Source organism: Streptomyces sp. NPDC005799, from assembly GCF_040630525.1.
GTDB lineage: Bacteria > Actinomycetota > Actinomycetes > Streptomycetales > Streptomycetaceae > Streptomyces > Streptomyces griseorubiginosus_B.
This window is the reverse complement of sequence record NZ_JBEXXQ010000044.1, coordinates 47,613-74,197: the sequence shown is the minus strand read 5'-3', so window position 1 is coordinate 74,197 and position 26,585 is coordinate 47,613. Positions and strand designations below refer to the sequence as shown.

Here is a 26,585-nt window from a genome sequence, read left to right as displayed (position 1 = left end):
CATCTGAGTAGACCAGTCGTCTAGTAGGTGCTCAGGACGCGTCGGCGACCGTCAGGCGGATGCCGGTGACGAGGTCGGGGCGGATGCGGACCGCGTAGTCCATGGTCTGCTTCACCCACGGGCGCAGCAGGGACTGGTAGCGGGCCAGCTCGTCGGGGTCCGTGACCAGATGGGCGTAGCCGGTGACCACCACGCTCCAGCCGAGATGCGTGGCAGGGTCGATGACGTCCGCCTCGTAGGCGACGACGACTCCCGGGTCGCCGGCGTTCCGGGTCCGCCGGGTCAGGGCGGCTCCCTCGTGCGTACGGATGACGATGTCGCCGTCGACCAGGATGTGGTTGACGGGCCGGATCGTGGGCAGCGCGTGCTGGGTGAAGCCGATCCTCCCGAAGGAGACGCCGCCCAGCAGGCGCATTGCTTCGACGCTGTCGAGCTCGACGCTCTGACGGGGCCCGGCCGGGGGCGCCTCGGCGTGGTCAAGGGTCATGGCGGGTTCCGTACGTCCTGGGTGCGCGGCTGTGTTCGATCAGATCATTCGAACCGAGTCGGGGCCGTGCCGCTAGGGCCGGTCGGCCCTCACACGGTGCCCGCCGGACCCTTCGCCGTGATGGCGCCGAGGTCGGCGACCGCGCCGAAGACGTCGTCGACAGCGAGAGCGTTGACGACACCGACGACCCCGTCCACCTGCCAGGTCGCCCACACCGCGGACCCGATGTCGGCGCCGTCGGCCACCCGTCCCGCGAGGGTGACCATGCCGTCCCGGACGAGTACTCCGACCGCGTCCGGCGGCAGACCGAGTATGCCGACGACGACCTCCTCGACCACCTCGCGGCCGATCGTGTCGTCCGGACGCAGGAAGATCCGCAGCAGGTCACGGCGGGTGGCGATGCCGATCAGCCGGTCCTCCTCGTCCACCACGGGCAGCCGGTCGACGCCGTGCCGTTCCATCACCCGGGCGGCGTCCGGCACGCGCTGTTCCGGGTGCGCGGTGATCGCCGGGCTCGACATCAGCTCTCCCGCCGTGCCGGCCCGTACGGTGGTCCGCGCGCGCACGAGGTCGGTGCCGGAGACCACGCCGATCACCTTGTCGTCGTGGTCGACGACCGGCAGCCCGCTGATGCGGTGCCGGTCCAACAGCCTGATCAGTTCCTTGAACGGTGTCGCCCGTCGGGCGTGGACGACCTCACTGGTCATCACCTCACCGATGGTGCGTGGTCCCACGGCACCCACCTCCTCGCCCCCGTAGGGAGGGGCCCCTCGCGAGCGGCGAGGGGCCCGTGGTCGTTCTAGTCCTGCCTGTGGTCCTGCCCCTGGCCCTGCCGACCCGCGGCCGGGCCGCCGCGCCACGGGGGCGGCGCGGCCGTCCTGCGGGCCGGGCCGCCGCGCCACGGGGGCGGCGCGGCCGTCCTGCGGGCCGTGTCGCCGCGGTGCGTGAGGCGTTCCACCTGGCCGCGCAACCGGTCCTGGATCCGGTCGGCGAGTTCGTGCGCGCTCGCCTCGCGGGCGTGCACGACCACCACGACGCCTCCCACCCGGATCTCCCCGCCCGCGGACCACGGCCGTTCGTCGTGGTGCGCGCCGGCCCGGGAGATCCGCACCTCGCCGTCGACGGCCGGCAGCCCCGGCCGTTCGAGGGCCGCCCGCACCTTGGCCCGGACGTAGGCGAGGGCCTCCTCGCCCACGTCGCCCTCGGCGCGCACCCGCAACGACGTGACGGTGTCACCGGCCCCGGTGTCCCTGGGAGTCATGTGCTCCACTCCTTTGATCGCTTGTCGACCTTCAGCCTGGCGCCGGTGCCCCACCGGTCCCAGGGGCCGCCCGGCCCCGGGACGCGGCCCGGGGGTCCCTCTTCGGCCCGGCGCGCGACGCGCCGGCATGGGGCCGTCGGCGCGGGGAAACGGCCAATCAGGGCCGACCGGCCCTGGCCCCCCGGCCCCGAGAGGCGTTGGATCTCGGACAGGAACCCTTCCCCGACGCGGGACACACGACGAGGAGCGTCTGATGGCGGACAGCCAGCGACCCGGCCCCGACGGACCGATCCGGGTCTTCCTGCTGGACGACCACGAGGTGGTGCGGCGCGGAGTGCACGACCTGCTGAACGACGAGCCGGACATCAGCGTCGTCGGCGAGGCCGCCACCGCTGAACAGGCCCTGGTGCGCGTCCCCGCCCTGCGTCCCCAGGTCGCCGTCCTCGACGTACGTCTGCCGGACGGCGACGGGGTGAGCGTGTGCCGGGAGCTGCGCTCGCGGATGCCGGAGCTGGCCTGTCTGATGCTGACCTCGTTCGACGACGAGGAGGCGCTGCTGGACTCGATCATGGCCGGTGCGGCCGGCTATGTCCTCAAGCAGATCCAGGGCTCGGACCTGGTGTCGGCGGTGCGTACCGTCGCCTCCGGACAGTCGCTGCTGGACGCCAGTGCCACGACGCGCCTCATGGCCCGGCTGCGCCAGGGCCGGCAGCCGGAGGAAGAGGAACCGGAGGCGCTGCCCGGTCTGACCGACCGGGAACGGGAGATCCTCGCCCTCATCGGCGAAGGACTGACGAACCGTCAGATCGGCCAGCGTCTGTTCCTCGCGGAGAAGACGGTGAAGAACCACATCTCCCGGCTGCTGGCCAAACTCGGCGTGGAACGCCGCATCCAGGCCGCGGTGATCGCCACCCAGGCCCAGGACCGGATCAGGCAGCAGGAGCACTGACCGGTATGCGTCGCGGACCCTTCGGCGTAACTACGGGTGGGTCCGGCTCGCCCCGGTCCCGTCGCGGTCGGCGAGGTCGGCCTGGGCCAGCAGCAGGCGGGCCAGGCGACGGGCCTCGCCGACGGTCAGCGCCGCCCAGGTGCCCGGTTCGCCCCCGCTGACCGTGCCCACGTCCAGGGCGACCCGGGTGATGGGCCGGTCCGCGGGGGTGAGCGTCAGGCGGCGCACCCCGATCCGGCGGCCGCACGCGGTCACGAGAGGCGGGTCCCCCACTGTGCGCGAAGGGTCTCGTCCTGTCGTCGTCATCGGTCTCATGCCCTTCCTCGGCGGCTGAGGCATCCATACCCGTCGGGCTATATACGTCAGCGTCCGTCGAACCCGGATTGTTCCCCGCCCGGTTGGGCCGGTCGTCCCCCGGCCCGCCCCCGCCCGGCCCAAGCCGTGCCGGCCCCGTCGGCGGGAGGCTGACAACGAAGAACGAGGCAGGACACGAAGACATCGACGTGGGAGGGCGACGGGCATGAGCGTGCGCGTGGGCATCAACGGATTCGGCCGTATCGGACGCAACTACCTGCGGTGCGTGCTGGAACGCGCGGAGAGCGCCGCAGGCACCCCCGTCGAGGTCGTGGCGGTCAACGACATCACCTCACCGGCGGCGCTGGCCCATCTGCTGGCGTACGACTCGACGTACGGCCGCCTGGGCCGCACCGTCGAGCACGACGACCAGTCCCTCACGGTCGACGGACACCGCGTCGCGGTGACCGCCGAGCGCGACCCCGCGGCCCTGGCCTGGGGGGACCTCGGCGTGGACGTCGTGATCGAGTCCACCGGCCGTTTCCGTACTCGGGAACAGGCCGGGCTGCACCTGAAGGCGGGGGCCCGCAAGGTCCTGCTGTCCGTGCCGGGCAAGGACGTCGACGCCACCGTCGTGATGGGCGTCAACGAGGGCACCTACGACCCCGACCAGGACCACGTCGTCTCCAACGCCTCCTGCACCACCAACTGCGTGGCGCCCATGGTCAAGGTGCTCGACGAGCACTTCGGCATCGTCAAGGGCCTGATGACCACCATCCACGGCTACACCAACGACCAGGTGGTCCTCGACGGCCCGCACAAGGACCTGCGCCGCGGCCGCAGCGCCGCCGTCAACATCATCCCCACCAGTACTGGTGCCGCCCGCGCCGTGGGCCTGGTCCTGCCCGAGCTGGCCGGGACGCTGGACGGCATCGCCGTCCGGGTGCCCGTGGAGGACGGTTCGCTGACCGACCTCAGTGTCCTTCTGGACCGACCGGTGACGGCCGACGAGATCAACGCCGCGTTCCGGGAGGCCGCCGACGGACCGCTCAAGGGCGTCCTGCGGGTCTCCGACGCGCCGATCGTCTCCCGCGACGTGGTGGGCGACCCCGCCTCCTGCGTGCTCGACGCCCCGCTGACCCAGGCGCACGGCGAACTGGTGAAGGTCTTCGGCTGGTACGACAACGAGTGGGGCTACACCAACCGGCTGCTGGACCTCACCGAGTACGTGGCCGCCCGGTTGCCGCGCGCCTGAGGCATGGCCGACGGACGCCGTGACGGCGTCAACCGCCCTGATCCCGTACCCCGCCTCGTCCTGGACCGTTACCGTGGCACATGACCGCATGCGGTCGAACGGTCGAGGGAATGTGGAGGATCAGGGGTGGCAGGCTCCGAAGACACCGGGGAAGCCCGTGTGCGGCTGCCGCAGCTCAGGCTCGACGAGCTGCTGGAGGAGCTGCAGGCACGCCTCGACGCGGCCCGCGGCACCCGTGACCGGGTGCACAGCCTGCTGGAGGCGGTGCTCTCGGTCGGCCGGGAGCTGGACCTGGAGCAGGCGCTCTACAGCATCGTGGAGGCGGCGGCCGCGCTGGTGGACGCCGAATACGCGGCACTCGGCGTCATCGGCCCCGACGGCAAGCGGCTGTCGGCCTTCCACACCGTCGGCGTCACCACCGAGCAGATCAGGCAGATCGGCCCCTACCCCGAGGGCCACGGCATCCTCGGCGAACTCATCAAGCACCCGGAGCCCCTGCGCCTGACGAAGATCTCCCAGCATCCGGCCTCGTACGGCTTCCCGCCGCACCACCCGCCGATGAACACCTTCGTCGGCGTCCCGATCCGGGTGCGCGACCAGGTCTTCGGTAATCTGTACCTCACGGAGAAGCGGGGCGGGGCGCAGTTCGACGAGGAGGACGAGTCGGTCCTGTCCACCCTCGCCGTCGCCGCCGGAGTCGCCATCGACAACGCCCGCCTGTACGAGGAGACCCGGCTGCGCGAGCGCTGGCTGCGGGCGAACGCCGAGATCACCCACAGTCTGATGTCCGATGGCGAGGGCCCGGAGGTCCTGGGCCTGATCGCCGAGCGGGCCGGTGAGATCACCGGGTCGGCCCTGGCGGCGGTCGGTCTGCCCATGGAGGGCACCGACTCCCTCACCGTGGAGATCGCCGTCGGTCTGGAGGCCGACGCCCACCGGGGTCTTGTGCTGTCCCTGGACCGGAGCCTGATGGGCCTGGCCTTTTCCGCCGCCGCCCCGGTGACCAGTGAGGACGCGTCGCAGGACGAGCGGATCTCCCTGGATCCTCCCCGCTTCAAGGGGCTGGGCCCCGCCGTGGCCGTGCCCATCGGTAGCGGCGCCGAGGGCCCACGGGGTGTACTCCTGCTGGCCCGTCAGATCGGCCGGCCGGTGTTCTCCGAGACGGAGATCGAGCCCCTGCGCGCCTTCGCCGCCCAGGCCGCCATCGCGATGGAGCTGGCCGAACACCGCCGCGACGCCGAGCAGATCGCGGTGCTCCAGGACCGCGACCGCATCGCCCGCGACCTGCACGACCTGGCGATCCAGCGGCTGTTCGCCACCGGCATGACCCTGCAGAGCGCCGGCCGCTTCATCGAGCACCCGGAGGCGGCGGAACGCGTCGTGCGCGCCGTGGACGACCTGGACGAGACCATCAAGATCATCAGGTCGACGATCTTCGGCCTGCGGGCCCGTGAGGGCGGCGCCGGGGCCGGGCTGCGCGCCCGCACCGTCCGGGTGGTCGGCGAGGCCGCGCCCGTGCTCGGGTTCGCCCCCAGTGTCCGGATGGAGGGCCTGGTCGACACCGACGTGCCGCGGGAGATCGCCGACCATCTGGTCGCCGTCCTCTCCGAGGCCCTGACCAACACCGCGCGGCACTCCGGCGCCGACCACGCCGACGTCGTCCTGCAGACCGACGGGCGCGAGGTGCGGCTCACGGTGTCGGACAACGGCGTGGGCATTCCGGACGAGGGCCGTCGCAGCGGGCTGAAGAACATGGCCGAACGCGCCGAGCAGTTCGGCGGACGGCTGGAGCTCAACCGTCCCGAGGGTGGCGGCGCCGAGCTGGTGTGGCGGGTGCCGCTGGGAGGCTGACCTCCCGTGTCCGGTCCGCGTGAGCCGGGCACTGTGGCGAGTGCCGCTGGGAGGCTGACTCCCCGTTCCAGCCGCCTCGAGCCGGGCCCAGTGGCCGTCCGTTGTGACCGGGCGGCCCATCCCCCCGCCCTGCCTCCCCGACGACCCTGGAAGCAGGACCGCCTGCCGGGTCCGACCGGCCTCGCCGCCCGGGTCCTTCGGCCTCTGCGCCCACTGACACGCGCGGGTGAGGCTGGAGCGACCGGCCCGGCGGGACGGCAGAGGGGAGCGCCATGTCGCACGTCACGACCGCACCGCCCACCGCCCACGAGCGGTACGCGACCGCGCCCGAACCCGAGCGCGGTGTGCGGAGCCTGGTGGCCGACTCCTGGCGGCGCTCGGCCCGCGAGGGCATACGGCCCGACGGCAGCCGCCTGCCTCCCCTGCGCTGGGCCTCCGACGAACTGACCGCCTACCGCGAAACCCATCCGCTGGCGCCGCTGATGCCCCTGTTCCGCGAACTGCTGGGGGCCGGAGCCGCTGACGACGGACATGTCTTCGCCGTCGGCGACGCCGACGGAACCCTCCTCTGGGTCGAGGGCGACACCCGCACCATGGCACGCGCCGAGCGCATGCACTTCATGGCCGGAGCCGGCTGGGCGGAGCGTCAGGCGGGCACCAACGCCCCTGGGACGGCACTGCAGTTGGGCCGCGCGGTGCAGATCGTGACGGGTGAGCACTACAGCGCCGCCGTGCACGCCTGGTCCTGCGCCGCCGCTCCGGTCCGCGACCCCTGTACCGGGCGCGTGCTCGGCGTCGTCGACCTCTCGGGCGGCGGCACCATCGCCACGCCGCCCGCCCTGGCCGCCGTACGGGCCGCCGCGCTGGCGGCGGAGGGACAGCTGGCCCGAATGCCCGCCCCGCCCCTGCTCGGCCCCGACGGCCAGGCGCTCCGGAGTGCGAAGCCCCGGCCCGAGGCCGTCCACCTGTGGGTGCTGGGCCGCGACGAGGCTCTGCTGGAGTGCGCCAACCACGTCCGCCGGCTCAGCCCACGGCACAGCGAGATCGTGCTGGCGCTCGCCCTGGCCGGAGCGGGCGTGACCGGCGAGCGGCTCGCCGTGGACCTGTCGGAGCGGGAGATACCGGCCTCGACCCTGCGCGCCGAGCTGACCCGGTTGCGCGCCGTGCTCGGCGCCGACCTGCTCGGTTCCCGGCCCTACGCCCTGCTGCGGCCGGTGCTCACCGACTTCACGGCCGTCTCCGACCTGCTCGCCCAGGGCCGCGCCGGCGAGGCGCTGGCCCGTTACCCGGGCCCGCCGCTGCCGCGTTCCGAGGCTCCGGTGGTCGTCGAGCACCGCCGCTGTCTGGAGCAGCAGCTGCGCGGGGCGGTCCTGGGCAGCGGCGACCCGGGCCTGCTGCGCCGCTGGGTCGACGCGACCTGGGGTGCTGACGACGGCCCTGCGTGGACGGAGCTGGCCAGGGAGCTGCCGGCCGGCTCGCCGCAGCGCGCGGCGGCCGCCGCACGCGCCCGTGCGCTGACCCCGGGCACCATTTCCTTTCCGCAGGCCAGGAGGCATGCAGCGGTGTTGCAGCGTGGCCGCTCCTAGCGTGCTGGGCATCACCACGATCGTCGTGATGGGAGAGGAAAGGGGACGGTCATGAAGTACCAGCCTCCGGGCAGGGCGGGCAGCCCCGTGGACGTCGCGCCCCGCTACGAGAACTTCATCGGCGGCAAGTGGCAGGCGCCCACCACCGGCGAGTACACGTCGAACCTGAGCCCCGCCACCGCCAAGCCGATCTGCGAGATCCCGAAGTCCGGCCCCGAGGACATCGAACTCGCCCTCGACGCCGCGCACGCCGCCAAGGACGCGTGGGGTGAGGCGAGCGCCGCCCAGCGGGCCGCGGTCCTGAACAAGGTGGCCGACGCCATCGACGCCCACCGTGAGGAACTCGCCGTCGCCGAGAGCTGGGACAACGGCAAGCCGGTCCGCGAGACCCTGGCCGCCGACATCCCCCTCGCCGCCGACCACTTCCGCTACTTCGCGGCCTCGATACGCGCCGAGGAGAGCTCGATCAGCGAGATCGACAAGGACCTCATCGCCTACCACTTCCACGAGCCGCTGGGCGTGGTCGGACAGATCATCCCGTTCAACTTCCCGCTGCTGATGGCCGCGTGGAAGCTCGCCCCGGCGCTCGCCGCGGGCAACTGCTCGGTCATCAAGCCGGCTTCGCCCACACCGTGGTCGATCCTGAAGCTGATGGAGGTCGTCGGCGACATCCTGCCGCCCGGTGTCCTCAACGTCGTCAACGGACCCGGCGCCGAGATCGGCAAGGCCCTCGCCGCCAACAAGCGCATCGCCAAGGTCGCCTTCACCGGCGAGACCACCACCGGCCGCCTGATCATGCAGTACGCGGCGCAGAACATCATCCCGGTCACCCTGGAGCTGGGCGGCAAGTCGCCGAACATCTTCTTCAACGACGTGGCCGGGAAGGACGACGACTTCCTGAACAAGGCGGTCGAGGGCCTGGTGCTCTACGCGTTCAACAAGGGCGAGGTGTGCACCTGCCCCTCCCGCGCCCTGATCCAGGAGGACATCTACGAGGAGTTCATGGGCCGTTGCCTCGACCGGATCCGCGCCATCAAGCAGGGCGACCCGCTCGACACCGCGACCATGATCGGCCCCCAGGTCTCCCGCCAGCAGGTCGAGAAGATCGCCTCGTACGTCGAGATCGGCCTGAAGGAAGGCGCCGAACTGCTCGTCGGCGGCCACCGGCCCACGCTCACCGGCGAGTTCAAGGACGGCTTCTTCTTCGAGCCGACCGTCCTCAAGGGCCACAACAAGATGCGGGTCTTCCAGGAGGAGATCTTCGGACCCGTCCTCGCGGTCACCACGTTCAAGGACGAGGCCGAGGCACTGGAGATCGCCAACGACACGCTGTACGGCCTGGGCGCCGGCGTCTGGACCCGCGACGGCTCCCTCGCCTACCGCATGGGCCGCGCCATCAAGGCCGGCCGGGTCTGGACGAACTGCTACCACCAGTACCCCGCCGGTGCCGCCTTCGGCGGCTACAAGGTCTCCGGCATCGGCCGTGAGACGCACAAGATGATGCTCGAGCACTACAGCCAGACCAAGAACCTCCTGGTCAGCTATGGCACCCAGCCGCTCGGGCTGTTCTGAGGAGGAGTTGAGCGGTCATGCCCGCGAGGACCGAGTACGGCACCGTCGGGCGCGTCACCGCGACACGTGCGGCGCGCAGGGCCATCGCGGCCCTGCGGGCCGGCCGCGGCCCGGTGATGTTCGTCCAGTCCGGCGGCTGCTGCGACGGAAGCGACCCGATGTGCTTCCCGAGCGGCGAATTCGCCCTGGGGGAGGGCGACATGCTCGTCGGCGTGGTGGACGGCTGCACGTTCCACATGGACGCCGACCAGTACGAGGCGCTCGGCCGCCCCTTCTTCGTACTGGACGTCGAACCGGGCATGCCGGGCGGCTTCTCCCTCGCAGCCGGAGACGGGCTGCATTTCGTGACCCGGGTCAAAGCGGCCCGGCAGCACACCAGTTGAGGAGCGCATGATGAAGGCAGCAGTCGTCACCGACTTCGGCAAGCCCCTGGAGATCCAGGACCTGCCCATCCCCGAGCCCGGCCCCGGTCAGGTGCTCGTGAAGATGCAGGCCTCCGGGCTCTGCCACACCGACATCCATGCCGCACACGGCGACTGGCCCGTCAAGCCGCGTCCGCCGTTCGTCCCCGGCCACGAGGGCATCGGCTCCGTACAGGCCGTCGGCGGCGGCGTCCCGGCCGACCTGCTCGGCAAGCGGGTCGCCGTCCCCTGGCTCGGCTCGTCCTGCGGCACCTGCCGCTACTGCGTCTCCGGCTGGGAGACCCTGTGCGAGTCGCAGGTCAACTCCGGCTACTCCGTGGACGGTTGCTACGCCGAGTACGCCGTGGCGAACGCGGGAGCGGTCGTCGAGGTGCCCGAGGGCGTCAGCTCGTTCGACGCGGCACCGCTGACCTGCGCGGGCGTCACCACGTACAAGGCGATCAAGGTCGCGCACGTGGTGCCCGCCGAGCGGGTCGCGGTGTTCGGCATCGGCGGCCTGGGCCACCTGGCGCTGCAGTACGCGCGCCTGGTCGGCGGCCTGGTCACCGCGGTCGACCTCGAACCCGACAAGCTGGGCCTCGCCCACCGCCTGGGTGCCGACCAGCTGGTCAACGCGCGCACCCACGACCCGGTCGAGGAGATCAAGAAGGCCGGCGGCGCGGACGTGGCCGTCGTGCTGGCCGCCGCGCCCAAGGCGTTCGAGCAGGCCTTCCGCTCGCTCAACCGCGGCGGACGGCTGGTCATGGTCGCGCTGCCCGCGGACAATGCTGCCATCAACGTCCCGATCTTCGAGACCGTCCTCGGCGGGATCTCCGTCATCGGCTCGATCGTCGGCACGCGGCAGGACCTGGCCGAGGTGTTCGCGCTGCACGCCGCGGGGCGCACCGAGGTCATCGCCGAGCCACGGCGCCTCGACCAGGTGAACGACTCCTTCGACGAGGTACTCGGCGGACGTGCCGAGGCGCGTCTCGTCTTCGAGTTCTGAGGCCCGGGAGACCCCCGGACCCCGGTAGAGAGGCAGCAGATCATGGCAAACGTCACTGTGGCTGCCATACGGGAGCGGGCACCCGGCGAACGCCGGGTGGCCCTCGTCCCCGAGGCCGTCACCCTTCTGCACCGCGCCGGGATCGACGTCATGGTCGAGGCCGGTGCCGGCTCCGGCGCCTGGTTCGCCGACGCCGACTACACCGACGCCGGCGCGACCGTCGTATCGCCGGACGAGCTGTACCTGCGTGCGGACGTCGTGCTGTGCGTCGGGCCGCCCGACCAGGAGACCGCCCGCGCCCTGCGCGCCGGACAGACGCTGATCGGCCTGCTGGAGCCGCTGCGGCAGCCCGCCCTGGTGCAGGACCTGTACCGGCGCGGGGTGCACACGGTCAGCCTCGATCTGCTGCCGCGCACCCTCAGCCGCGCCCAGTCCATGGACGCGCTGACGTCTCAGGCGAACGTCGCCGGCTACAAGGCGGCCCTGCTCGCCGCCGACTCCTACGACCGCTTCTTCCCGATGCTGACCACCGCCGCGGGCACCATGCGCCCGGCGCAGGTCCTCGTCCTCGGTGCCGGAGTGGCCGGACTGCAGGCCATCGCCACGGCCCGCCGCCTCGGCGCCGTCGTCTCGGCGTACGACGTACGCCCCGAGTCACGCGGAGAGGTGGAGTCGCTGGGCGCCCGCTTCCTCGACGTACAGAGTCCGCAGGGAGACGCCGGACAGGGTGGCTACGCAAGGGAGCTGACTCCGGAGGAGCAGCAGGCGCAGCGTGCTGCGCTGGACGCCCACATCGCCCGCTCCGACGTCGTCATCACCACCGCACAGGTCCCGGGCCGCCGGCCGCCGCTGCTGGTGAGCGCGGCCGTCCTGGAACGGATGCAGTCCGGCGCGGTCGTCGTCGACCTCGGTGCGAGCGACCTCGGCGGCAACGTCGAGGGCTCCGAGCCCGACAAGACACAGGTCCTGGACAACGGTGTCACCGTCATCGGCGCCGGACGGCTGCCGTCCGCGATGGCCACCGCCGCGTCCACCGCCTACGCCCGCAACCTCGTCGCCCTCCTGCGCCACCTGGTGCGGGACGGCGAACTCGTACTCGACCCGGCGGACGAGATCACCGGCGCCCTGATGGGAGGCGGCCAGTCATGAACGACCTCGACCTGCTCACCGCGATCACCGTGTTCGTGCTCAGCGTCCTCGTCGGCGTCGAGGTCATCAGCAAGGTGCCCGCGACCCTGCACACCCCGCTGATGTCCGGCTCCAACGCGGTGCACGGCATCGTCGTCATCGGCGCCATGCTGATCGCCGCCGAGTCGCACACCCCGCTCGGCTACGTCCTGGCCTTCGTGGCGATGGTGTTCGGCGCGATGAACGTCGTCGGCGGTTACGTCGTCACCGACCGGATGCTGGAGATGTTCAAGGCCAAGCCGGCCGCCGAGAAGACGGCCCAGAACGAGAAGGCGGAGGTGTGACCGTCATGGACACCGTCTCCAACGCCGTCCACTACGTCTTCCTGGCCACGGCCGCCTGCTTCGTGCTCGGTCTGCACCTGATGAACCACCCGCGCACCGCGCGCCGGGGCAACACCATCTCGGCGAGCGCGATGGCCGTCGCGATCGCCGCCACCGGGTGGCTGGTGATCCACCAGAGCACCATCACCACCACCGGCTGGCTCGTCCTGGCCTCCGGCGGCCTGGTCGGCGCGGCCCTCGGGCTGTACGCGGCCCGCGAGGTCAAGATGACCGCCATGCCCCAACTGGTCAGCCTCTTCAACGCCGTCGGCGGCGGGGCGGCCGCGCTCATCGCGGTCAACGACCTCCTCCAGGCCGAGAACCCGGCGGGACTCGGCGCCCGGGTCTCCCTCCCGGGCGCCCTGGACATCGTCATCGGCGCGGTCACCTTCTCCGGCTCGCTGATCGCGGCCGGGAAGCTGCAGGGTGTCGTCTCCGGGGCACCGGTCGTCTTCCCCGGGGCCCGGCTGCTGAACGTGCTGCTGCCTGCCGCCTTCGTGGCCGGCACGGTCTGGCTGGTGCTGTCACCGGACTCCCGTACGGCCCTGTACGGGCTGGTGGCCGTGGCGCTGCTGTTCGGCGTGACCATGGTGCTGCCCATCGGCGGGGCCGACATGCCGGTCGTCATCGCCCTGCTGAACGCCTTCACCGGATCCGCGGTCGCGATGGCGGGCTTCGTCCTGAACGAGACCGCGCTGATCATCGCGGGCATGCTCGTCAGCTCCTCGGGCGGCATCCTGACCAAGCTGATGGCCGACGCCATGAACCGCTCCATCGCCAACATCGTCGTCGGCGGCTTCGGCACCGGCGACAGCGCCCCGGCGGTGACAGCGGGCGGGGCGGCCCAGGTGCGGCCCGTCTCCGCGGACGACGTGGCGATCCAGCTGGCCTACGCCGGCAAGGTCATCTTCGTCCCCGGCTACGGCCTCGCCGCCGCCCAGGCCCAGCACGAACTCGGCGACCTGGCCAAGCTGCTGGCCGACCACGGCATCGACGTCAGCTACGCCGTCCACCCGGTCGCGGGCCGGATGCCCGGGCACATGAACGTGCTGCTGGCCGAGGCCAACGTGCCCTACACCCAGCTCAAGGAGATGGACGACGTCAACCCCGAGTTCCCGCAGGCCGACGTCGCCCTCGTGATCGGCGCCAACGACGTCACCAACCCGATCGCCCGCCGCCCCGGCAACGCGATCTCGGGCATGCCGATCCTGGACGTCGACAAGGCCAAGAGCGTGGTCGTCATCAAGCGCTCGATGGGCCACGGCTACGCGGGCATCGACAACGAGCTCTACACCGACCCCAAGACCGGCATGTTCTTCACCGACGCGAAGAAGGGACTGGCCGAACTGAAGGCGGCCGTGGGGGAGTTCGTCAGCTGACACCTGATACGTGAGTGGGCCCCCGCCCGACTCGGCGGGGGCCCACTCACGTACGGTCCTATTCCTCGGGCACCATGTCGATCGCCCCGCTCGGGCACTCGGCCGCGCACAGGCCGCAGCCCTTGCAGTAGTCGAGGTCGATCGTGAAGCCCTTGCCGGGGCCCAGCTTGGTGATCGCGTTGTCGGGGCAGACGCCGTAGCAGTTGTCGCACTCGAAGCAGTTGCCGCAGGACATGCAGCGCCGGGCCTCGAACAGTGCGGTGGACTCGTCCAGCCCCTGTTTCACCTCGTCGAACGTCGACACGCGCCGGGCCAGCGCCAGCTGTGGCCGGACCGATGCGGGCGCGTCCGCGTAGTACCAGGTGTTGAGGCGGTCGAAGTCGGCCGGGGCGTGCTTGGGGCCGGGCTCGTAGGACTCCCCGCGCAGATAGGCGTCGATGTGCCGGGCCGCCTTCTTGCCGTGCCCCACGGCCACGGTGACCGTGCGGTCGGCGGGCACCATGTCGCCGCCCGCGAAGACGCCCTCGTGGCCGGTCATCAGTCCGTCGGCCACCTGGACCATGCCGTGGTCCACGGCCAGGTCCGGCACGCCCCGCAGTAGGGACAGGTCGGACTCCTGGCCGAGGGCGAGGACGAGCGAGTCGGCCTCGAGTTCCTCGAACTCGCCGGTGGGCTGGGGGAATCCGCTCTCGTCGAGCTCCATGCGCTCGATGGTGATCCGGCCGCCGTCGGCGTGCTTGATGGTCGACAGCCACTTCACCCGCACGCCCTCCTCCAGCGCCTCCTCGACCTCCTCGTCGTGTGCGGGCATCCGGTCCCGGGTGCGCCGGTACACGACCACGGCCTCGGTCGCGCCGAGCCTGCGGGCGGTGCGTGCCGCGTCCATGGCGGTGTTGCCGCCGCCGTACACCGCCACCCGGCGCCCGAGCATGGGCGGGCCCTCGCCCTCCATGCTGCCCAGCAGCGACACCGCGTCGAGGATGTGCGCGGTGTCCCCGGCCGGGATGTAGGCCCGCTTGCCGATGCCGGCGCCCACCGCCAGGAACACGGCGTCGAAGCCGCCGTCCCGCTGTGCGGCGAGCACGTCGTCCACGCGGGTGTCCGTCTCCAGCCGCACCCCCAGGGCCAGGACGCGCTCGATCTCCGCGTCCAGCACCCGGCGCGGCAGGCGGTAGTGCGGGATGCCGTAACGCATCATCCCGCCGGGCTTCTCCTGCGCCTCGCGGATCGTCACCTCGTGGCCCAGCAGCCGCAGATGGTAGGCGGCCGACAGCCCCGCCGGCCCCGAGCCGACCACCAGGACACGTTTGCCGGAAGTCGTCCGCGGGGGTGCCACCCTCCAGCCGTGCCGGATCGCCTGGTCGCCCAGGAAGCGCTCGACGGAGTTGATCCCCACCGCGTTGTCGACCTGGACGCGGTTGCAGGCGGTCTCGCAGGGGTGGTAGCAGACCCGGCCCATGACGGCGGGCAGCGGGTTGTCCCGCATCAACTGCCGCCAGGCGGCCTCGTAGTCGCCGCTCTCGGCGTGGAAGAGCCACTGCTGGATGTTCTCCCCGGCCGGGCACGCCTGGTTGCACGGCGGCATCCGGTCGACGTAGACGGGACGCTCGGTCCGCCAGGCGCCGGTGCGGTTGGCGAGGCTGGACCCGACGTCCAGGGTGATCGCGAACGGTTTCTCCTTCACGACGGCACCTCCTCCTCGGCGAGCAGCCCGAAGCGGGCGATGTTGCGGTCGGCGGCCCGCTGCAGACGGGCGATGACCTCGGTGCGCGGCTCCGGTTCGAAGAGGTGCGCGTACCGCTTCTGCGGACGCAGGTACTCCTCGACCGGGACCCGACGCCGGATGCGGGTGACATCGGTGACCTCGCCGTCCCTGGCTTCGAACACCGGGAAGAGCCCGGTCTGTTCGGCCAGCCGGGCGATGCGGACCGTGTCGTGGGACGCCGTGCCCCAGCCCAGCGGACAGGGCACCAGGACATGCAGATAGCGGGCGCCGCGCAGGCCCATCGCGCGGTGCACCTTGGCCTCCAGGTCGCGCAGTCCGGCGACGGTGGCCGTGGCGACGTACGGGATCTCGTGCGCCATCGCGATGAGCGGCAGGTTCTTGCCCTGGCCGAACAGCGCGCCCGGGTCCTCGCCGACCGCCTGGGTCGTGGCCGTGCGCGCGGTCGGGGGAGTGGCCCCGGAGCGCTGCACGCCGGTGTTCATGTACGCCTCGTTGTCGTAGCAGATGTACAGGACGTCGTCGCCCCGCTCGAACATGCCGGACAGACAGCCCAGTCCGATGTCGACGGTGCCGCCGTCGCCGCCCTGCCCGACCACCCGGACGTCCGTGCGGCCCTTGGCGCGCAGCGCGGCGGCCACGCCCGCGGCGACGGCCGGGGCGTTGCCGAACAGGGAGTGCAGCCACGGCAGTTGCCAGGAGGTCTCCGGGTACGGCGTGGAGAACACCTCCAGACAGCCGGTCGCGTTGACGGCGATGACCTTGCCGCCGGCCGCCCGCTGCGCCGCGTCCAGGACGTAGCGGGCGCCCAGCGCCTCGCCGCAGCCCTGGCAGGCGCGGTGACCGCAGGTGAGCGCGTTGGAGCGGCCCGGATCGGCCTGGTCGGACTGCAACTCCGGCCCCAGCAGCCGGTTCCCGGCGGCGAAGCTGCCCACCTGGTAGAACTTGACCTGCGGTGCGCCAGTCATCGGTTGCTCCCCACATCGCGCAGGATGTTCTCCGCGGACGGACCGGAGCGCCTGGTCTCCTCCATCCGCGCCAACTCCCGCTCCACCAGATCGCGGTTGAGGTCCAGGAAGGTCAGCTCCCCGAGCCGCCCGGCGATCGCGTCGTCGAACAGCCGGTGCAGCGAGTCCTTGGTGATCGCCCGGCCGCCGAGCCCGGCGATCACGGTGTGCCCGTCGAGCTGGATCCCGGACAGCGCGGTGCGGACGTTCGCCGACACGATCCCGCCGATGCCGACCGCCAACGCCCGCTCCAGCACCAGGACTTGACGTGCCCGGCCGAGCACGGTGCGCACCGCGTTCAGCGGGAAGGGCCGGAACGACGTGATCGCGAGCGCCCCGATCCGCACCCCGTTCTCGCGCATTTCGTCGACGACGTCGCACACCGTGCCGAACACCGAACCCAGCGCCACGACGACGATGTCGGCGTCCTCGCAGGCGTACGGCTGCACCAGTCCGCCGCTGGCCCGCCCGAAGACCCGCCGGAACTCGTCGGCCACCCGGGGGATCGCGTCGAGCGCCTGCATCTGCTTGGCGTGCGCCAGATAGCGCACCTCCGTGAAGGCGTCCGGGCCGACCATCGCCCCGATCGACACCGGCTCCTCGGGATCCAGCACCTGACGGGGCTCGTACGGCGGCAGGAACGCGTCGACCTGCGCCTGCTCGGGCACGTCGACCCGCTCCCAGGCGTGGGTGAGGACGAAGCCGTCCATGCACACCATCACCGGCAGCGACAGTTCCTCGGCCAGCCTGAAAGCCTGCGGGTGCAGGTCGGCGGCCTCCTGGTTGTCGCGGGCGTAGAGCTGGATCCAGCCGGAGTCGCGCTGCGACATCGAGTCGCTGTGGTCGTTCCAGATGTTGATGGGCGCCCCGATGGCCCGGTTGGCGACCGTCATCACGATCGGCAGACCGAGCCCGGAGGCGTTGTACAGGGCCTCCACCATGTACAGCAGCCCCTGGCTGGCGGTCGCCGTGTAGGTGCGGGCGCCGGCCGCGGAGGCTCCGATGCACATGGACATGGCGGCGAACTCGGACTCGACGTTGACGTACTCGCACGGTTTGACAGCGCCGGACTTCACCAGCCTGCTGAGTTCCTCGACGATGTGGGTCTGCGGGGAGATCGGGTAGGCGGCGATCACCTCGGGCCGGCAGTACCCGACGGTCTCGGCGACGGCCCGCGAGCCCTCAGTCTGCTTGAGCATGAGCGTGTTCCTCCCGGAGAGCTTTCTCTGTGTGAGCGCTCACGTGGTCGAAGGCATCCCGGGCCGCGGCCGCGTTGGCCGTGCCGAGGTCGCCGGGGAAGCGTTCCTCGATGGCCGCCGTCAGCGAACCGATCAGGACACAGCCGGTGAGGGCGGCGAGACCGCCCAGCAGGACCGCGTTGGGGACCGGGCGGCCGAAGCGGCGCAGCGCGATCGCGGTGGCCGGGACGGTCAGGACGCGGCCGGCGGCCGTGAGCGCCGGAAGGCCCAACTCCTCAACAGGCCGCGGAGAGTTGATGAGGACGGACCCTCCGGACCGCAGTCCGCCGAGGACGTCGATCTGGTGCAGCAGGGTCGCGTCCTGCACCACCAGGGCGTCCGGTCGGGTGACGGGTTCGCGTACGCGGATCGGCCGGTCGTCGATCCGGCAGAACGCGACGACCGGCGCCCCGGTCCGCTCCGAGCCGAAGCTCGGGAACGCCTGTGCGTGGCGGCCCTCCACGAACGCCGCCACCGACAGCAACTCCGCCGCGGTGACGGCCCCTTGGCCGCCCCGTCCGTGGATGCGCACCTGGAACATGCCGCTCTCCTCACGCGTGCGGGACGATGGCGACCGGGCAGCGGGCGTGGTGCAGTACCGCGTGCGCCACCGGGCCCGTGTGCGGGCCGAGCCTGGCCGGGCGGATCCGGCGGCCCACGACGAGCAGACAGGCGTCGGCCGAGGCGTGCAGCAGACGCTGCGCGGCGCGGCCGTCGTCCACGATGCGGTGGACGTCGACGTTCGGGTACTTCTCCCGCCACGGCCCGAGCGCCAGGTCCAGGGCCCGCTCGGCGTCCTCCCGCGAGGCGTGGCCGGACGGGACGTGCCGCGGATGCCAGGCGTGAACCGTGCGCAGGGGCGCTCGGCGCAGGGCGGCGGCGTCGAAGGCGAACTCGAGCACTTCGTCGCAGGGATGTGCCGTGTCCACACCCATCACGACGGGGTGGTACGCGCTCCCGGCCTCGGGCCCCTGCGCGTACGTGGCCGGCACGAGCACGACGGGCCCCGGTGCCCGCGCCACCGTCGCCAGCCCCACGGAGTCGGCGAGCAGACCGGCGAAACCGCTGAAGGCGCGGTTGCCAAGAACCAGCACCTCGGCCTCGGCGGCGAGAAGGGCTTCCGGTGCCGGCCGGGCGATCTGCTCCGCGCCGAGCGGCACCTGCGGGTAGGTCTCCGCGAGCCGGTCCATGGTGCCGCGCAGCACGCGGCCCGCCCAGTACCGGGGTGCGGCGAGTTCGGGAAGGTCCGAGGCCTCGGCGGGCAGCCCCTCGAACGCGTACAGGAGGCGCAGTGGCAGCCCGCGCCGCAGGGCCTCCCTGGCCGCCCAGTCGGCGGCGGCGAGACTCTCGGGTGAACCGTCCAGTCCCACGACAACGGGTCGCCGCACGGGAAACACCTCCCCACGTCGCGCCCGCGCGGGGGCCGGCGGACTCGATGCTTCCAGCGTCCGCACGACGCCCCCACCGGGGCAGGGGCTGCTGGACCCTGGCCCGGGGGCCGAACGGCCCGGCCGACTCGGGCCCCGGACGCCAGGGGCCGCCCTGACGGCCGGCCCTCGGACGGGCCCGGGCGACGTCGGATGGGCCGTGCCCGCGTGCGCTGGTGAGGTGGGGCGGGGTGCGGGCGGTCGCCGGCAGCCTGGGTGTTCGCCATGGTCGGGTGCGCGAGGCGGCGCCGGTGGCTGACGTCCGGAGCGCCTCCGTCGGCTACCTCCCGCGGCCCTGCATCGTCTGTCGCAGCCGGGCAGCGGCTCCCGCCAGACGTCGGCGGGGGAACCCGTACCCCGGTGGGCTCCCCGACGAGGACCGATCGGCCCATGCGATCTCTCCGTCCTTGACCGAGCCTGGTAAGAGGCGGTGTCCCCCGTGGCGGCCGCCGCACCGGCCCGGCGCAGGAGGAGGCCCAGCCATGACCACCGCGACCACACCCCGCTCCGTCAGGAAACTCCCCGCCGTGTACCGGGGCAGACTGATGAGCCTGGCGCACGAGGTGCGCTACCCGGCGGGCACCCGTCTGTTCGGTGAGGGCGGGCGCGCAGACCACTTCTGGATCATCGATTCCGGCACCGTCGCCCTCGACATGCGGGTGCCCGGACGCCAGGCCCCCGTGATCGAGACCCTGGGCGCCGGGGAACTCCTCGGCTGTTCCTGGCTGTACCGGCCGTACACCTGGCGGTTCGGGGCCCGGACGACCGGGCCCGTGGGCGCGCACGAGTTCGACGCCGAGGCCGTACGGCGGATGTGCGAGGCCGATCCGGACATGGGGCGCTCGATCGCCCTGTGGGTCGGCGAGTCCATGGTGCGCCGGCTCGGTGCCGCCCGCACCCGGCTGCTCGATCTGTACGCCCCCTACGGCAGCGGAGGCCGGGGCTGAGCCGTGCGGTCCCGGGACCTGACCACTCGGCCCGCGATGCTGCCTGGTCGGCCCCTGCAGCCCGCGCCCCGGCCGTGAGACGTTCGAGTTGAGAGGCAAGGGGGTGTCGGCATATGGCGGACACGCGGCCCACTCGGGTGAAGAAGGTGCGGTTCTGGCGCTGGCGGCACAATCCGCTGCGCCGCCCCAGCGACACCGCCGAAGCGTGGATCGTCCTGGCCACCTGGATCGTCGCGCTGGCCGGTGGCGTGTTCGCCGGCCAGGCCGCCGACGCCGCCATGCAGGACAGCCTCGCGGCACGACGGGCGACGCTGTCCCCCGTGTCGGCGGTGCTCACCCAGGACGCGGACAAGACCCCGCCTGTGACGACCGGTGACGGCGGTGACGGGGTGGTCTGGGCGAAGGTGCGCTGGACGGCCGCCGACGGGTCCACCCACACCGGCCTGACCAGGGTCGAGCCGAGAAGCAAGGCGGGCTCCACGGTCAGCGTCTGGACCGACCACCGGGGTGGGCTGGTCTCCAGCCCGCCGAGCGCCGCGGAGGCGCGCCTGCAGTCCGAACTCGCCGGTGTCCTCGTCGCGTTCGGCGCCGGCGGCGCCGTGGTGGGCTGCGGCTGGGTGGTACGGCTCCGTCTCGACCGGCGGCGGCTGCGCAACTGGGAGACCGAGTGGGCACAGGTCGACCCCCAGTGGCGCAAGAAGATGAACGGCTGACACCGCCGACAGCGCCGCCTCTCACTGGAAGACGGCGTGGACCTCGCTCTCGGTGGCGGTGTGGGACAGCACGAGGATCTCGTCACCCTCCCGCAGCTCCAGGTCCGCCGCAGGAGTCAGCGGATCCCCGCCCCGGACGACGGCGGCCACCACGATGCCCGGCGGGACGGCCAGCTCCCCGAGGGCGCGCCCGGCGGCCCGGGAGCGCGGACCGATCGTCGTCTCGATCACGTTCACTCCCGCCTTGCTCAGCCGCAGCAGCGCCACCGTGTCGCTGGCGCTGGTGGCCTCCTCGACGAGGGAGACCAGGGGCGCGGCGGCCGGCACGGCGGTGTCGACGCCCCAGTGCTGGGTGAAGAGCCAGGCGTTGTCGTCGTCGTTGACGCGGGCGATGACCCGGGGCACCTTGAACTGGCGCTTGGCGAGCAGGCTCACCACCAGGTTGTCCTCGTCCTCGCCGGTGGTGGCGACGACAAGGTCCGCCGCGTGCGCGCCCGCGTCCTCCAGCACGCCCGGTTCGCACGCGTCACCGGCGCGCACCTCGGCGGGGAGGCGGTCCCGGAGCGCGGCCACACGGTCGTCGTCCTGGTCCAGGAGCGTGACCTGGTTGCCGGTCCCGCCCAGCACCTGGGCGATCTGGGTGCCGAGGCGGCCCGCCCCGGCGATGATGATCCTCATGTGCCGAGCTCCTTGTCCAGGAAGCCGCGCAGCCGGCCCAGGGCATCGGCCGCGACGGCGAACGTGACCAGGTCGTCCGCCTCCGCCGGGGTGTGCGGGGTGGGCAGGAACGACCGCCCGCCGCGGGTCACCTCGACGACCCTGATCTCGCCGTCGACCTCCAGGTCGCCCATACCGCGGCCGGTGAGGTAGGCGGGCAGCCGGGAACGCAGCAGCATCGTCTCCCCGTTGCCGAAGTCCAGCTCCGGGGTGAGATGGCGGTGCAGCAGCATCTGATGGAGCTGGTGCACGGTCCAGCGCACGCTGGCGATCGTCGGGATGCCCAGGTCACGGTAGATGTCGGCGCGCCGTGGATCGTAGATGCGGGCCAGCACGATCGGCACCCGGTACGTCTCCTTCGCCGTGCGGGCGCTGACGATGTTGGTGTTGTCGCCGGAGGTGACGGCGACGAACGCGTCGGCCAGTTCGATGCCGGCCGACTCCAGCAGCGCGCGGTTGAAACCGTTGCCGTGCAGGATCTGACCGGTGAAGCCCGCCGGCAGCAGCCGCCGGGTTCTCGGGTTGCGGTCGATGACGCGCACGTCGTGGCCCTCGTTGACCAGCTGGACGGCGAGCGCGGAACCGACCCGGCCGCAGCCCACCACGATGACCCTCATCGCGCGACCTCCTTTCCTGTCGGGGCTCCTGTCGGGGCTCCTGTCGGGGCGGGGACGGCCCTGCGGCGCACCCACCACTTGCGGGCCTCCTCCGCACCCAGCAGCAGCACGCCGAAGGCGACGAGGACGGCCCAGTCGGCGGCGGTCAGGGGTGCCGTGTTGAACACGTCCTGCAGCAGGGGCACGTAACTGATCGCGGCCATCAGGCCGATGCCGAAGCAGCCGGCCGCGATCAGCCGCGGGTTGGAGAACAGCCCGACGCTGAACACGCTCTGCCGGTCCGTCCGCACGGCCAGCGCGTTGAAGAACTGGCTCACCACGATCGCGGCCTGGGTGAGGGTGATCGCCTTGCGGTAGGCGGGGTCGGAGCTGGTGAAGTCCGCATACGGGATGCCCGAGGCGTGGATCTGCCAGAAGAACACCGCGCACACGCCGATGGACTGCACGGTGCCCAGGAACAGGAACCGGCGGACCAGTTCGGCGGAGAACAGCCGTTCGTGGCGGGAGCGGGGCGGACGGTCCATGGTGTCCGGCTCCGGCGGCTCCGCGCCCAGGGCCAGCGCGGGCAGCACGTCCGAGCCCAGGTCGATGGCGAGGATCTGTACGGCGGTGAGCGGGACCAGCGGGAAGCCGGCGAAGGCCGCGGCGAGGATCGGGGCCAGCTCGGCGATGTTGTGGCTGAAGAGGTAGGCGAGGAACTTGCGGATGTTGCGGTAGACCGACCGGCCCAGCTCCACCGCGGCGGTGATCGAGGCGAAGGAGTCGTCCAGCAGCACCATCTCGGAGGCCTCTCGGGCGACGTCGGTACCGGTGGCCCCCATGGACACGCCGATGTCGGCGTGCTTGAGCGCGGGTGCGTCGTTGGCCCCGTCACCGGTGACCGCCACCACCTCGCCGCGCGCCTGCAGCGCCGCCACCACGCGCATCTTGTGCTCGGGGCTGACCCGGCACAGCAGCAGCTGGCTCTTCTGCGCGAGCAGCGCGTCCAGTGCCGCCGCGTCCATGCCGTCCAGGCGGGAGCCGGTGACCACGGTGGGGGAGGGGTCGGTGACGATGCCGACGCGGCGGGCGATGGCCTCGGCGGTCAGCGGATGGTCCCCGGTCACCATGACGATACGGATGCCGGCCCGACGGCAGGCGCGCACGGCCGCGGCGACCTCGGGCCGGGGCGGGTCGAGCATGCCGATCAGACCCAGGAACGTCAGACCGGCCTCGGCCTGCTCCGCCGTTCGCGGCGCCTCGCCGACCGGGCGGACGGCCACGCCGAGAACGCGCAGTCCCTTCCCGGCCATGGTGTCGTTGGCTCCGACGACGGCGTCCCGCAGCTGCGCTGTGAGCTCCCGCTCCACCCCGTCCACCCGCATCCGGGTGCACCGGGCCAGCAGCTCCTGCGGCGCGCCCTTGACGCACAGGACGTCACCTTCGGGTGTCCGGTGGACGGTGCTCATCAGCTTGCGCACCGGATCGAAGGGGAACTCGCCGATCCGCGGTGCCGCCTCCTTCTCAGCGCCCGGGTGCAGGCCGGCCTTGGCCGCGGCGACGAGGATCGCGCCCTCGGTGGTGTCGCCGAGTACCCGCCAACCCTCGGAACCCGAGGGCGGCACGAGCCGGGCGTCCGTGCACAACACGGCACTTCGCAGCAGCTCGCGCAGCTCCTCCGCGCCGGACACCTCGCCCACCGGGGCGTATCCCACGCCGGACACCTCGTGCCACGCCCCGCCGCTCCACATCCGGGTGACCGTCATCTCGGCCTGGGTGAGCGTGCCGGTCTTGTCGGTGCAGACGACGGTGGTCGAGCCCAGCGCCTCCACCGCCAGCAGCCGCTTGACCAGCGCCTGCCGGCGGGCCATCCGCCGTACACCGATGGCCAGCGACACCGACAGGGTCGCGGGGAGCCCCTCGGGCACCATCGCGACCATCACCCCGAGCGCGAACACGAAGGCGGACACCAGGGGCTGGCCCGTCTGCAGGCGCAGCGCGAACATGCCCGCGCCGATCGCCACCGCGAGCGCCGCCACGCGCCGCGCCATGACGGCGACCTCGCGCTGCAGGGGCGTCTTCTGGCGCGGGGCCTGGTCGGTGAGCCGGAAGATCCTGCCGAACTCGGTGGCCGCGCCGGTGGCGTACACGACGGCCTTGCCGGAGCCGGAGACCACCGTGGTGCCCATGAAGACACAGTTGCGGGAGTCCAGCGCGGTGTCCGAGGCGGTCGGTTCGCCGACCCGGGCGACGGCTGCGCTCTCCCCGGTCAGCGGCGCGTTGTTCACGGACAGGCCGTGGGCCTCGACCACCCGGCAGTCCGCCGACACCGCGTCCCCCGCCTCCAGGACGACCACGTCCCCGGGGACCAGCGCACCGGACGGCAGCTCCAGGCGTTCGCCGTCCCGCAGCACCCGGCAGGTGTGCGGCACCATGGCCTGCAGGGTCTCCGCGGTGCGCTCGGCCGAGTACTCCTGCACGAACCCGATCACCGCGTTGAGCACGACGACGCCCAGGATCGCGAAGGCCAGCTGCAGGTTCCCGACGTCGCGCGGGTCCTGCAGGGCGTAGGCGAGGAAGGTCAGCGCGGACGCCGCGATCAGGACAAGCGCGAACAGGTCGGTGAACTGGGCCAGGAAGCGCCGCCACACCCCTTTGCGGCGCGGACGCGGCAGTTCGTTCGGTCCGTACCGCTCCCGCAGTGTGTCGGCCGCACCTTCGGACAGCCCGCGCGGTGATGTGGCGAACCCGGTGAACACCTCGTCGGCGCGCAGCCGTTGCACGGGCGGCGCCGACTCGGCGGGTGGCGTGAGCGCCGGCCCCCCGGCGCGGTCGGCCGGAGCACTCGCGGCGAGATGACTCGGCACCGGACCCCCAGAAGGTGGGACGACTCTGTGCTCCACCCTTCGCCCCGTGAGGCGGAGCCGCCATGGGCCACCCGGTCCCCATCCGTGGGCGAACCCGCCCGTGTCCGGTCGACGGAAGGGCGCACGACGAAACCTGCGAGGTGGGCTCCCTTCGCCGGCATGGTCCGGATCAGGTGGTGGAGGTCGCCTTCCGGTCCTTCGACCCTCCGGCCTCTCAGCCCGTCCGTCAACGGCGTCTCCTGACAAGGGCAGTGACTCCCCTGTTGAACGACCGTTGCGGACGAACTCCCTCGCTCGCCCCGCAGGCTGCTTTCAGGTTGTGCCGTCGGCCGCGACGGGACAGGGGCCGGACGGGGTCGTACGAGGGGACCGTTCGGCCCGAATCCCCGGAGGCGATCTCCAGCAGGGCCGCTGGGTGCCGGGTGGACAGCGCCGGTGGGGAAGTGATGACGACGCGGAGCGCCTCGACACGGGCGGGCGGATCGGCGGCCATCGTGAACTCCGCGCGCACCCGCAGTCCGGCGCGGGGAAGCCCGTGCCGGAGGACGTACCGGCCGGAGTGGAAGGCGACGCACGTAGCCAGGGACGCGGTGAACAACTCGGCGGGGGTGGCGGCGACATCCGTGCCGTCCGCCTCCATGGGCTGGTCGACCAGGAGCCGGTGCCCGCGCACGTCGACGCCGTACGCGTCGTCGTGGACATGGGTGACGACGAGCACGGGTGCCTCGGCATCCGGTTCATCCCGCGCGATGCCGGTGTCCGGTGCCGTGCGGGTCAAGACACCTCCTGATCGGGGGAGCTGTCAGGCCGCGGTGAGGTGGTCCGTCACGTCGAGCACGTCCGGAATGCACGCCACCGCGTCGGTCAGCCGGGGGATGAGGTCCGTGGGCACCGGACCGGAGAGAGTGACGACACCGTCGTGTACCTCCACGTCCACGCGCGCGGGACCGATCCCCAACAGGTCCGGCAGGACGTGGGAGACGACCTCGTCACGAATCGCGGCGTCGTCCCGGACCAGGGCGTGCAGCAGTTCGCCACGGCTGACGACACCCACGAGCCGCCCCTTGTGGTCGGTCACGAACACCTGCCGGACGCGGGACCGGGCGGCGTCGCGCGCGGCCTCGACGACCGGGGTCCAGGGATGCGCGGTGAGGGCCGGCGCCGACATCAGCGTGACGGCCGTCCCGCCCACGGTCCGCGGTCGGCGACCGAGCAGTTTGCCGAGCGTACCGGGCTTGGCGTCGGAGGAGGCCTGCGCGGCGGCCCGGGCGAGCAGGTCGGACTCGGCGACCACGCCGACGACCCGGCCCTCGGCATCCACCACGGGCACGGCGCCCAGCTGCTCCCGCGCCAGCATGCGCGCGATGTCCATGAACGGTGTGTCGAGCGCCACCCCGACCACGGTCCGCTGTGCGATGTGGCTCACCTGGAGCTCCGTGGGGGGCGTCGGACGCTCGGCGGGACGGGGGGTGACGGCGGGTGCTTCGGGCCCGGTCGCGGACGGCTCCGCGGCGGCCTGCGCGTCGTGGGCGGCCATGGCATGCAGGTACCGCACCATCAGGTTCTGCCGGAACTCCTCAACCGGCTTCCGGGCGAGGGAGGGCACCGCACGGCGTGCCTCCGCCGACGCCGCTCCGGCTTCCCGTGTCCTACGGTCGTCCATGGCAGCCTCCCACGGTCGGCGCGGATTTCGAGTCCTACGCTCACCATCCCGCCCGCCCCGCTGCCACGACAGGGCCGCCTGGCCCCTTCCGCAGGTCAAACGGCCCCTGTGGGGGGAATCGACCCATTTCGTAGC

26 protein-coding genes are annotated in these 26,585 nt (G+C 72.3%); 12 read left to right on the top strand and 14 right to left on the bottom strand.

Features of this window, described 5'->3' with window-relative positions; all coding sequences use genetic code 11:
* Window positions 1-31: 31 nt before the first annotated feature.
* The 3 genes from ABZ453_RS35275 to ABZ453_RS35265 all read right to left on the bottom strand — a co-directional run bounded on the left by ABZ453_RS35275 (window position 32) and on the right by ABZ453_RS35265 (window position 1,748).
* The gene (locus ABZ453_RS35275; RefSeq protein WP_359021546.1) at window positions 32-487 is read right to left on the bottom strand and encodes a pyridoxamine 5'-phosphate oxidase family protein; all 456 of its coding nucleotides are present in this window, start codon (window positions 485-487) and stop codon (window positions 32-34) included.
* A gap of 89 nt (window positions 488-576) precedes the next feature.
* Window positions 577-1,221, bottom strand: a complete 645-nt coding sequence (locus tag ABZ453_RS35270; protein WP_359021544.1) for a CBS domain-containing protein — start codon at window positions 1,219-1,221, stop codon at window positions 577-579.
* Window positions 1,222-1,286: 65 nt separating this feature from the next.
* Window positions 1,287-1,748, bottom strand: coding sequence for a hypothetical protein (locus ABZ453_RS35265; protein WP_359021542.1), 462 nt, complete (start codon window positions 1,746-1,748; stop codon window positions 1,287-1,289).
* 253 nt (window positions 1,749-2,001) lie between these two features.
* Between ABZ453_RS35265 and ABZ453_RS35260 the strand changes: the two genes are divergently transcribed.
* A complete protein-coding gene (locus tag ABZ453_RS35260; RefSeq protein WP_359021540.1) occupies window positions 2,002-2,697 on the top strand; it encodes a response regulator transcription factor in 696 nt (231 codons plus the stop codon).
* 30 nt (window positions 2,698-2,727) lie between these two features.
* On the opposite strand, the gene ABZ453_RS35255 is transcribed toward ABZ453_RS35260, so the two are convergent.
* Entirely contained in the window at window positions 2,728-2,952 is a 225-nt protein-coding gene (locus ABZ453_RS35255) for a hypothetical protein (RefSeq protein WP_359021538.1), read from the bottom strand.
* Between the two features lie 265 nt (window positions 2,953-3,217).
* Here ABZ453_RS35255 and gap point away from each other — a divergent pair, with 265 nt between their 5' ends.
* From gap to ABZ453_RS35210, 9 genes are all read left to right on the top strand, one after another.
* Window positions 3,218-4,246, top strand: coding sequence for a type I glyceraldehyde-3-phosphate dehydrogenase (gap, locus tag ABZ453_RS35250; protein WP_359021536.1), 1,029 nt, complete (start codon window positions 3,218-3,220; stop codon window positions 4,244-4,246).
* Between the two features lie 126 nt (window positions 4,247-4,372).
* Window positions 4,373-6,097, top strand: coding sequence for a GAF domain-containing protein (locus ABZ453_RS35245; RefSeq protein ID WP_359021534.1), 1,725 nt, complete (start codon window positions 4,373-4,375; stop codon window positions 6,095-6,097).
* A gap of 272 nt (window positions 6,098-6,369) precedes the next feature.
* Complete coding sequence (locus ABZ453_RS35240; protein ID WP_359021532.1) at window positions 6,370-7,683, top strand: GAF domain-containing protein; 1,314 nt, start codon at window positions 6,370-6,372, stop codon at window positions 7,681-7,683.
* 51 nt (window positions 7,684-7,734) lie between these two features.
* Entirely contained in the window at window positions 7,735-9,255 is a 1,521-nt protein-coding gene (locus ABZ453_RS35235; protein ID WP_359021530.1) for an aldehyde dehydrogenase family protein, read from the top strand.
* A 17-nt stretch (window positions 9,256-9,272) separates the two neighbouring features.
* Entirely contained in the window at window positions 9,273-9,638 is a 366-nt protein-coding gene (locus ABZ453_RS35230; RefSeq protein ID WP_359021528.1) for a DUF779 domain-containing protein, read from the top strand.
* A 10-nt stretch (window positions 9,639-9,648) separates the two neighbouring features.
* Window positions 9,649-10,662 (top strand): zinc-dependent alcohol dehydrogenase, encoded by a 1,014-nt coding sequence (locus tag ABZ453_RS35225; RefSeq protein ID WP_359021577.1) that lies wholly within the window; start codon window positions 9,649-9,651, stop codon window positions 10,660-10,662.
* A 42-nt stretch (window positions 10,663-10,704) separates the two neighbouring features.
* Window positions 10,705-11,811 (top strand): NAD(P) transhydrogenase subunit alpha, encoded by a 1,107-nt coding sequence (locus ABZ453_RS35220; protein WP_359021526.1) that lies wholly within the window; start codon window positions 10,705-10,707, stop codon window positions 11,809-11,811.
* Window positions 11,808-12,134, top strand: a complete 327-nt coding sequence (locus ABZ453_RS35215) for an NAD(P) transhydrogenase subunit alpha (RefSeq protein ID WP_359021524.1) — start codon at window positions 11,808-11,810, stop codon at window positions 12,132-12,134. Before ABZ453_RS35220 ends, ABZ453_RS35215 begins: the two co-directional genes overlap by 4 nt.
* 5 nt (window positions 12,135-12,139) lie before the next feature.
* The gene (locus ABZ453_RS35210) at window positions 12,140-13,552 is read left to right on the top strand and encodes an NAD(P)(+) transhydrogenase (Re/Si-specific) subunit beta (protein WP_359021522.1); all 1,413 of its coding nucleotides are present in this window, start codon (window positions 12,140-12,142) and stop codon (window positions 13,550-13,552) included.
* Window positions 13,553-13,610: 58 nt separating this feature from the next.
* On the opposite strand, the gene ABZ453_RS35205 is transcribed toward ABZ453_RS35210, so the two are convergent.
* From ABZ453_RS35205 to ABZ453_RS35185, 5 genes are read right to left on the bottom strand one after another with little or no spacing between them, the layout of a single operon-like run.
* Entirely contained in the window at window positions 13,611-15,236 is a 1,626-nt protein-coding gene (locus tag ABZ453_RS35205; protein ID WP_359021520.1) for an NAD(P)-binding protein, read from the bottom strand.
* Complete coding sequence (locus tag ABZ453_RS35200) at window positions 15,233-16,243, bottom strand: thiamine pyrophosphate-dependent enzyme (RefSeq protein WP_359021518.1); 1,011 nt, start codon at window positions 16,241-16,243, stop codon at window positions 15,233-15,235. Before ABZ453_RS35200 ends, ABZ453_RS35205 begins: the two co-directional genes overlap by 4 nt.
* Window positions 16,240-17,481: a pyruvate ferredoxin oxidoreductase gene (porA, locus tag ABZ453_RS35195; RefSeq protein ID WP_359021516.1), complete on the bottom strand. Its 1,242-nt coding sequence runs from the start codon at window positions 17,479-17,481 to the stop codon at window positions 16,240-16,242. The genes ABZ453_RS35200 and porA overlap by 4 nt, the downstream gene beginning before the upstream one ends.
* Window positions 17,465-18,061: a 2-oxoacid:acceptor oxidoreductase family protein gene (locus ABZ453_RS35190; protein WP_359021514.1), complete on the bottom strand. Its 597-nt coding sequence runs from the start codon at window positions 18,059-18,061 to the stop codon at window positions 17,465-17,467. The genes porA and ABZ453_RS35190 overlap by 17 nt, the downstream gene beginning before the upstream one ends.
* A gap of 10 nt (window positions 18,062-18,071) precedes the next feature.
* A complete protein-coding gene (locus tag ABZ453_RS35185; RefSeq protein WP_359021512.1) occupies window positions 18,072-18,908 on the bottom strand; it encodes a universal stress protein in 837 nt (278 codons plus the stop codon).
* Between the two features lie 521 nt (window positions 18,909-19,429).
* Here ABZ453_RS35185 and ABZ453_RS35180 point away from each other — a divergent pair.
* Both ABZ453_RS35180 and ABZ453_RS35175 read left to right on the top strand, forming a co-directional pair.
* Window positions 19,430-19,894, top strand: coding sequence for a cyclic nucleotide-binding domain-containing protein (locus ABZ453_RS35180; RefSeq protein ID WP_359021511.1), 465 nt, complete (start codon window positions 19,430-19,432; stop codon window positions 19,892-19,894).
* 113 nt (window positions 19,895-20,007) lie between these two features.
* Complete coding sequence (locus ABZ453_RS35175) at window positions 20,008-20,607, top strand: hypothetical protein (RefSeq protein WP_359021509.1); 600 nt, start codon at window positions 20,008-20,010, stop codon at window positions 20,605-20,607.
* A gap of 21 nt (window positions 20,608-20,628) precedes the next feature.
* On the opposite strand, the gene ABZ453_RS35170 is transcribed toward ABZ453_RS35175, so the two are convergent.
* The 5 genes from ABZ453_RS35170 to ABZ453_RS35150 all read right to left on the bottom strand — a co-directional run bounded on the left by ABZ453_RS35170 (window position 20,629) and on the right by ABZ453_RS35150 (window position 26,450).
* Window positions 20,629-21,285 carry a TrkA family potassium uptake protein gene (locus ABZ453_RS35170; protein ID WP_359021507.1) on the bottom strand — a complete coding sequence of 219 codons (657 nt, stop codon included), beginning with the start codon at window positions 21,283-21,285 and terminating at the stop codon, window positions 20,629-20,631.
* Window positions 21,282-21,941 carry a TrkA family potassium uptake protein gene (locus ABZ453_RS35165; protein WP_359021505.1) on the bottom strand — a complete coding sequence of 220 codons (660 nt, stop codon included), beginning with the start codon at window positions 21,939-21,941 and terminating at the stop codon, window positions 21,282-21,284. The genes ABZ453_RS35170 and ABZ453_RS35165 overlap by 4 nt, the downstream gene beginning before the upstream one ends.
* Window positions 21,938-24,787 carry a cation-transporting P-type ATPase gene (locus ABZ453_RS35160; RefSeq protein WP_359021503.1) on the bottom strand — a complete coding sequence of 950 codons (2,850 nt, stop codon included), beginning with the start codon at window positions 24,785-24,787 and terminating at the stop codon, window positions 21,938-21,940. Before ABZ453_RS35160 ends, ABZ453_RS35165 begins: the two co-directional genes overlap by 4 nt.
* 226 nt (window positions 24,788-25,013) lie before the next feature.
* Entirely contained in the window at window positions 25,014-25,565 is a 552-nt protein-coding gene (locus tag ABZ453_RS35155) for an OsmC family protein (RefSeq protein WP_359021501.1), read from the bottom strand.
* A 24-nt stretch (window positions 25,566-25,589) separates the two neighbouring features.
* Window positions 25,590-26,450 carry a CBS domain-containing protein gene (locus ABZ453_RS35150; protein WP_359021499.1) on the bottom strand — a complete coding sequence of 287 codons (861 nt, stop codon included), beginning with the start codon at window positions 26,448-26,450 and terminating at the stop codon, window positions 25,590-25,592.
* Window positions 26,451-26,585: the final 135 nt, after the last annotated feature.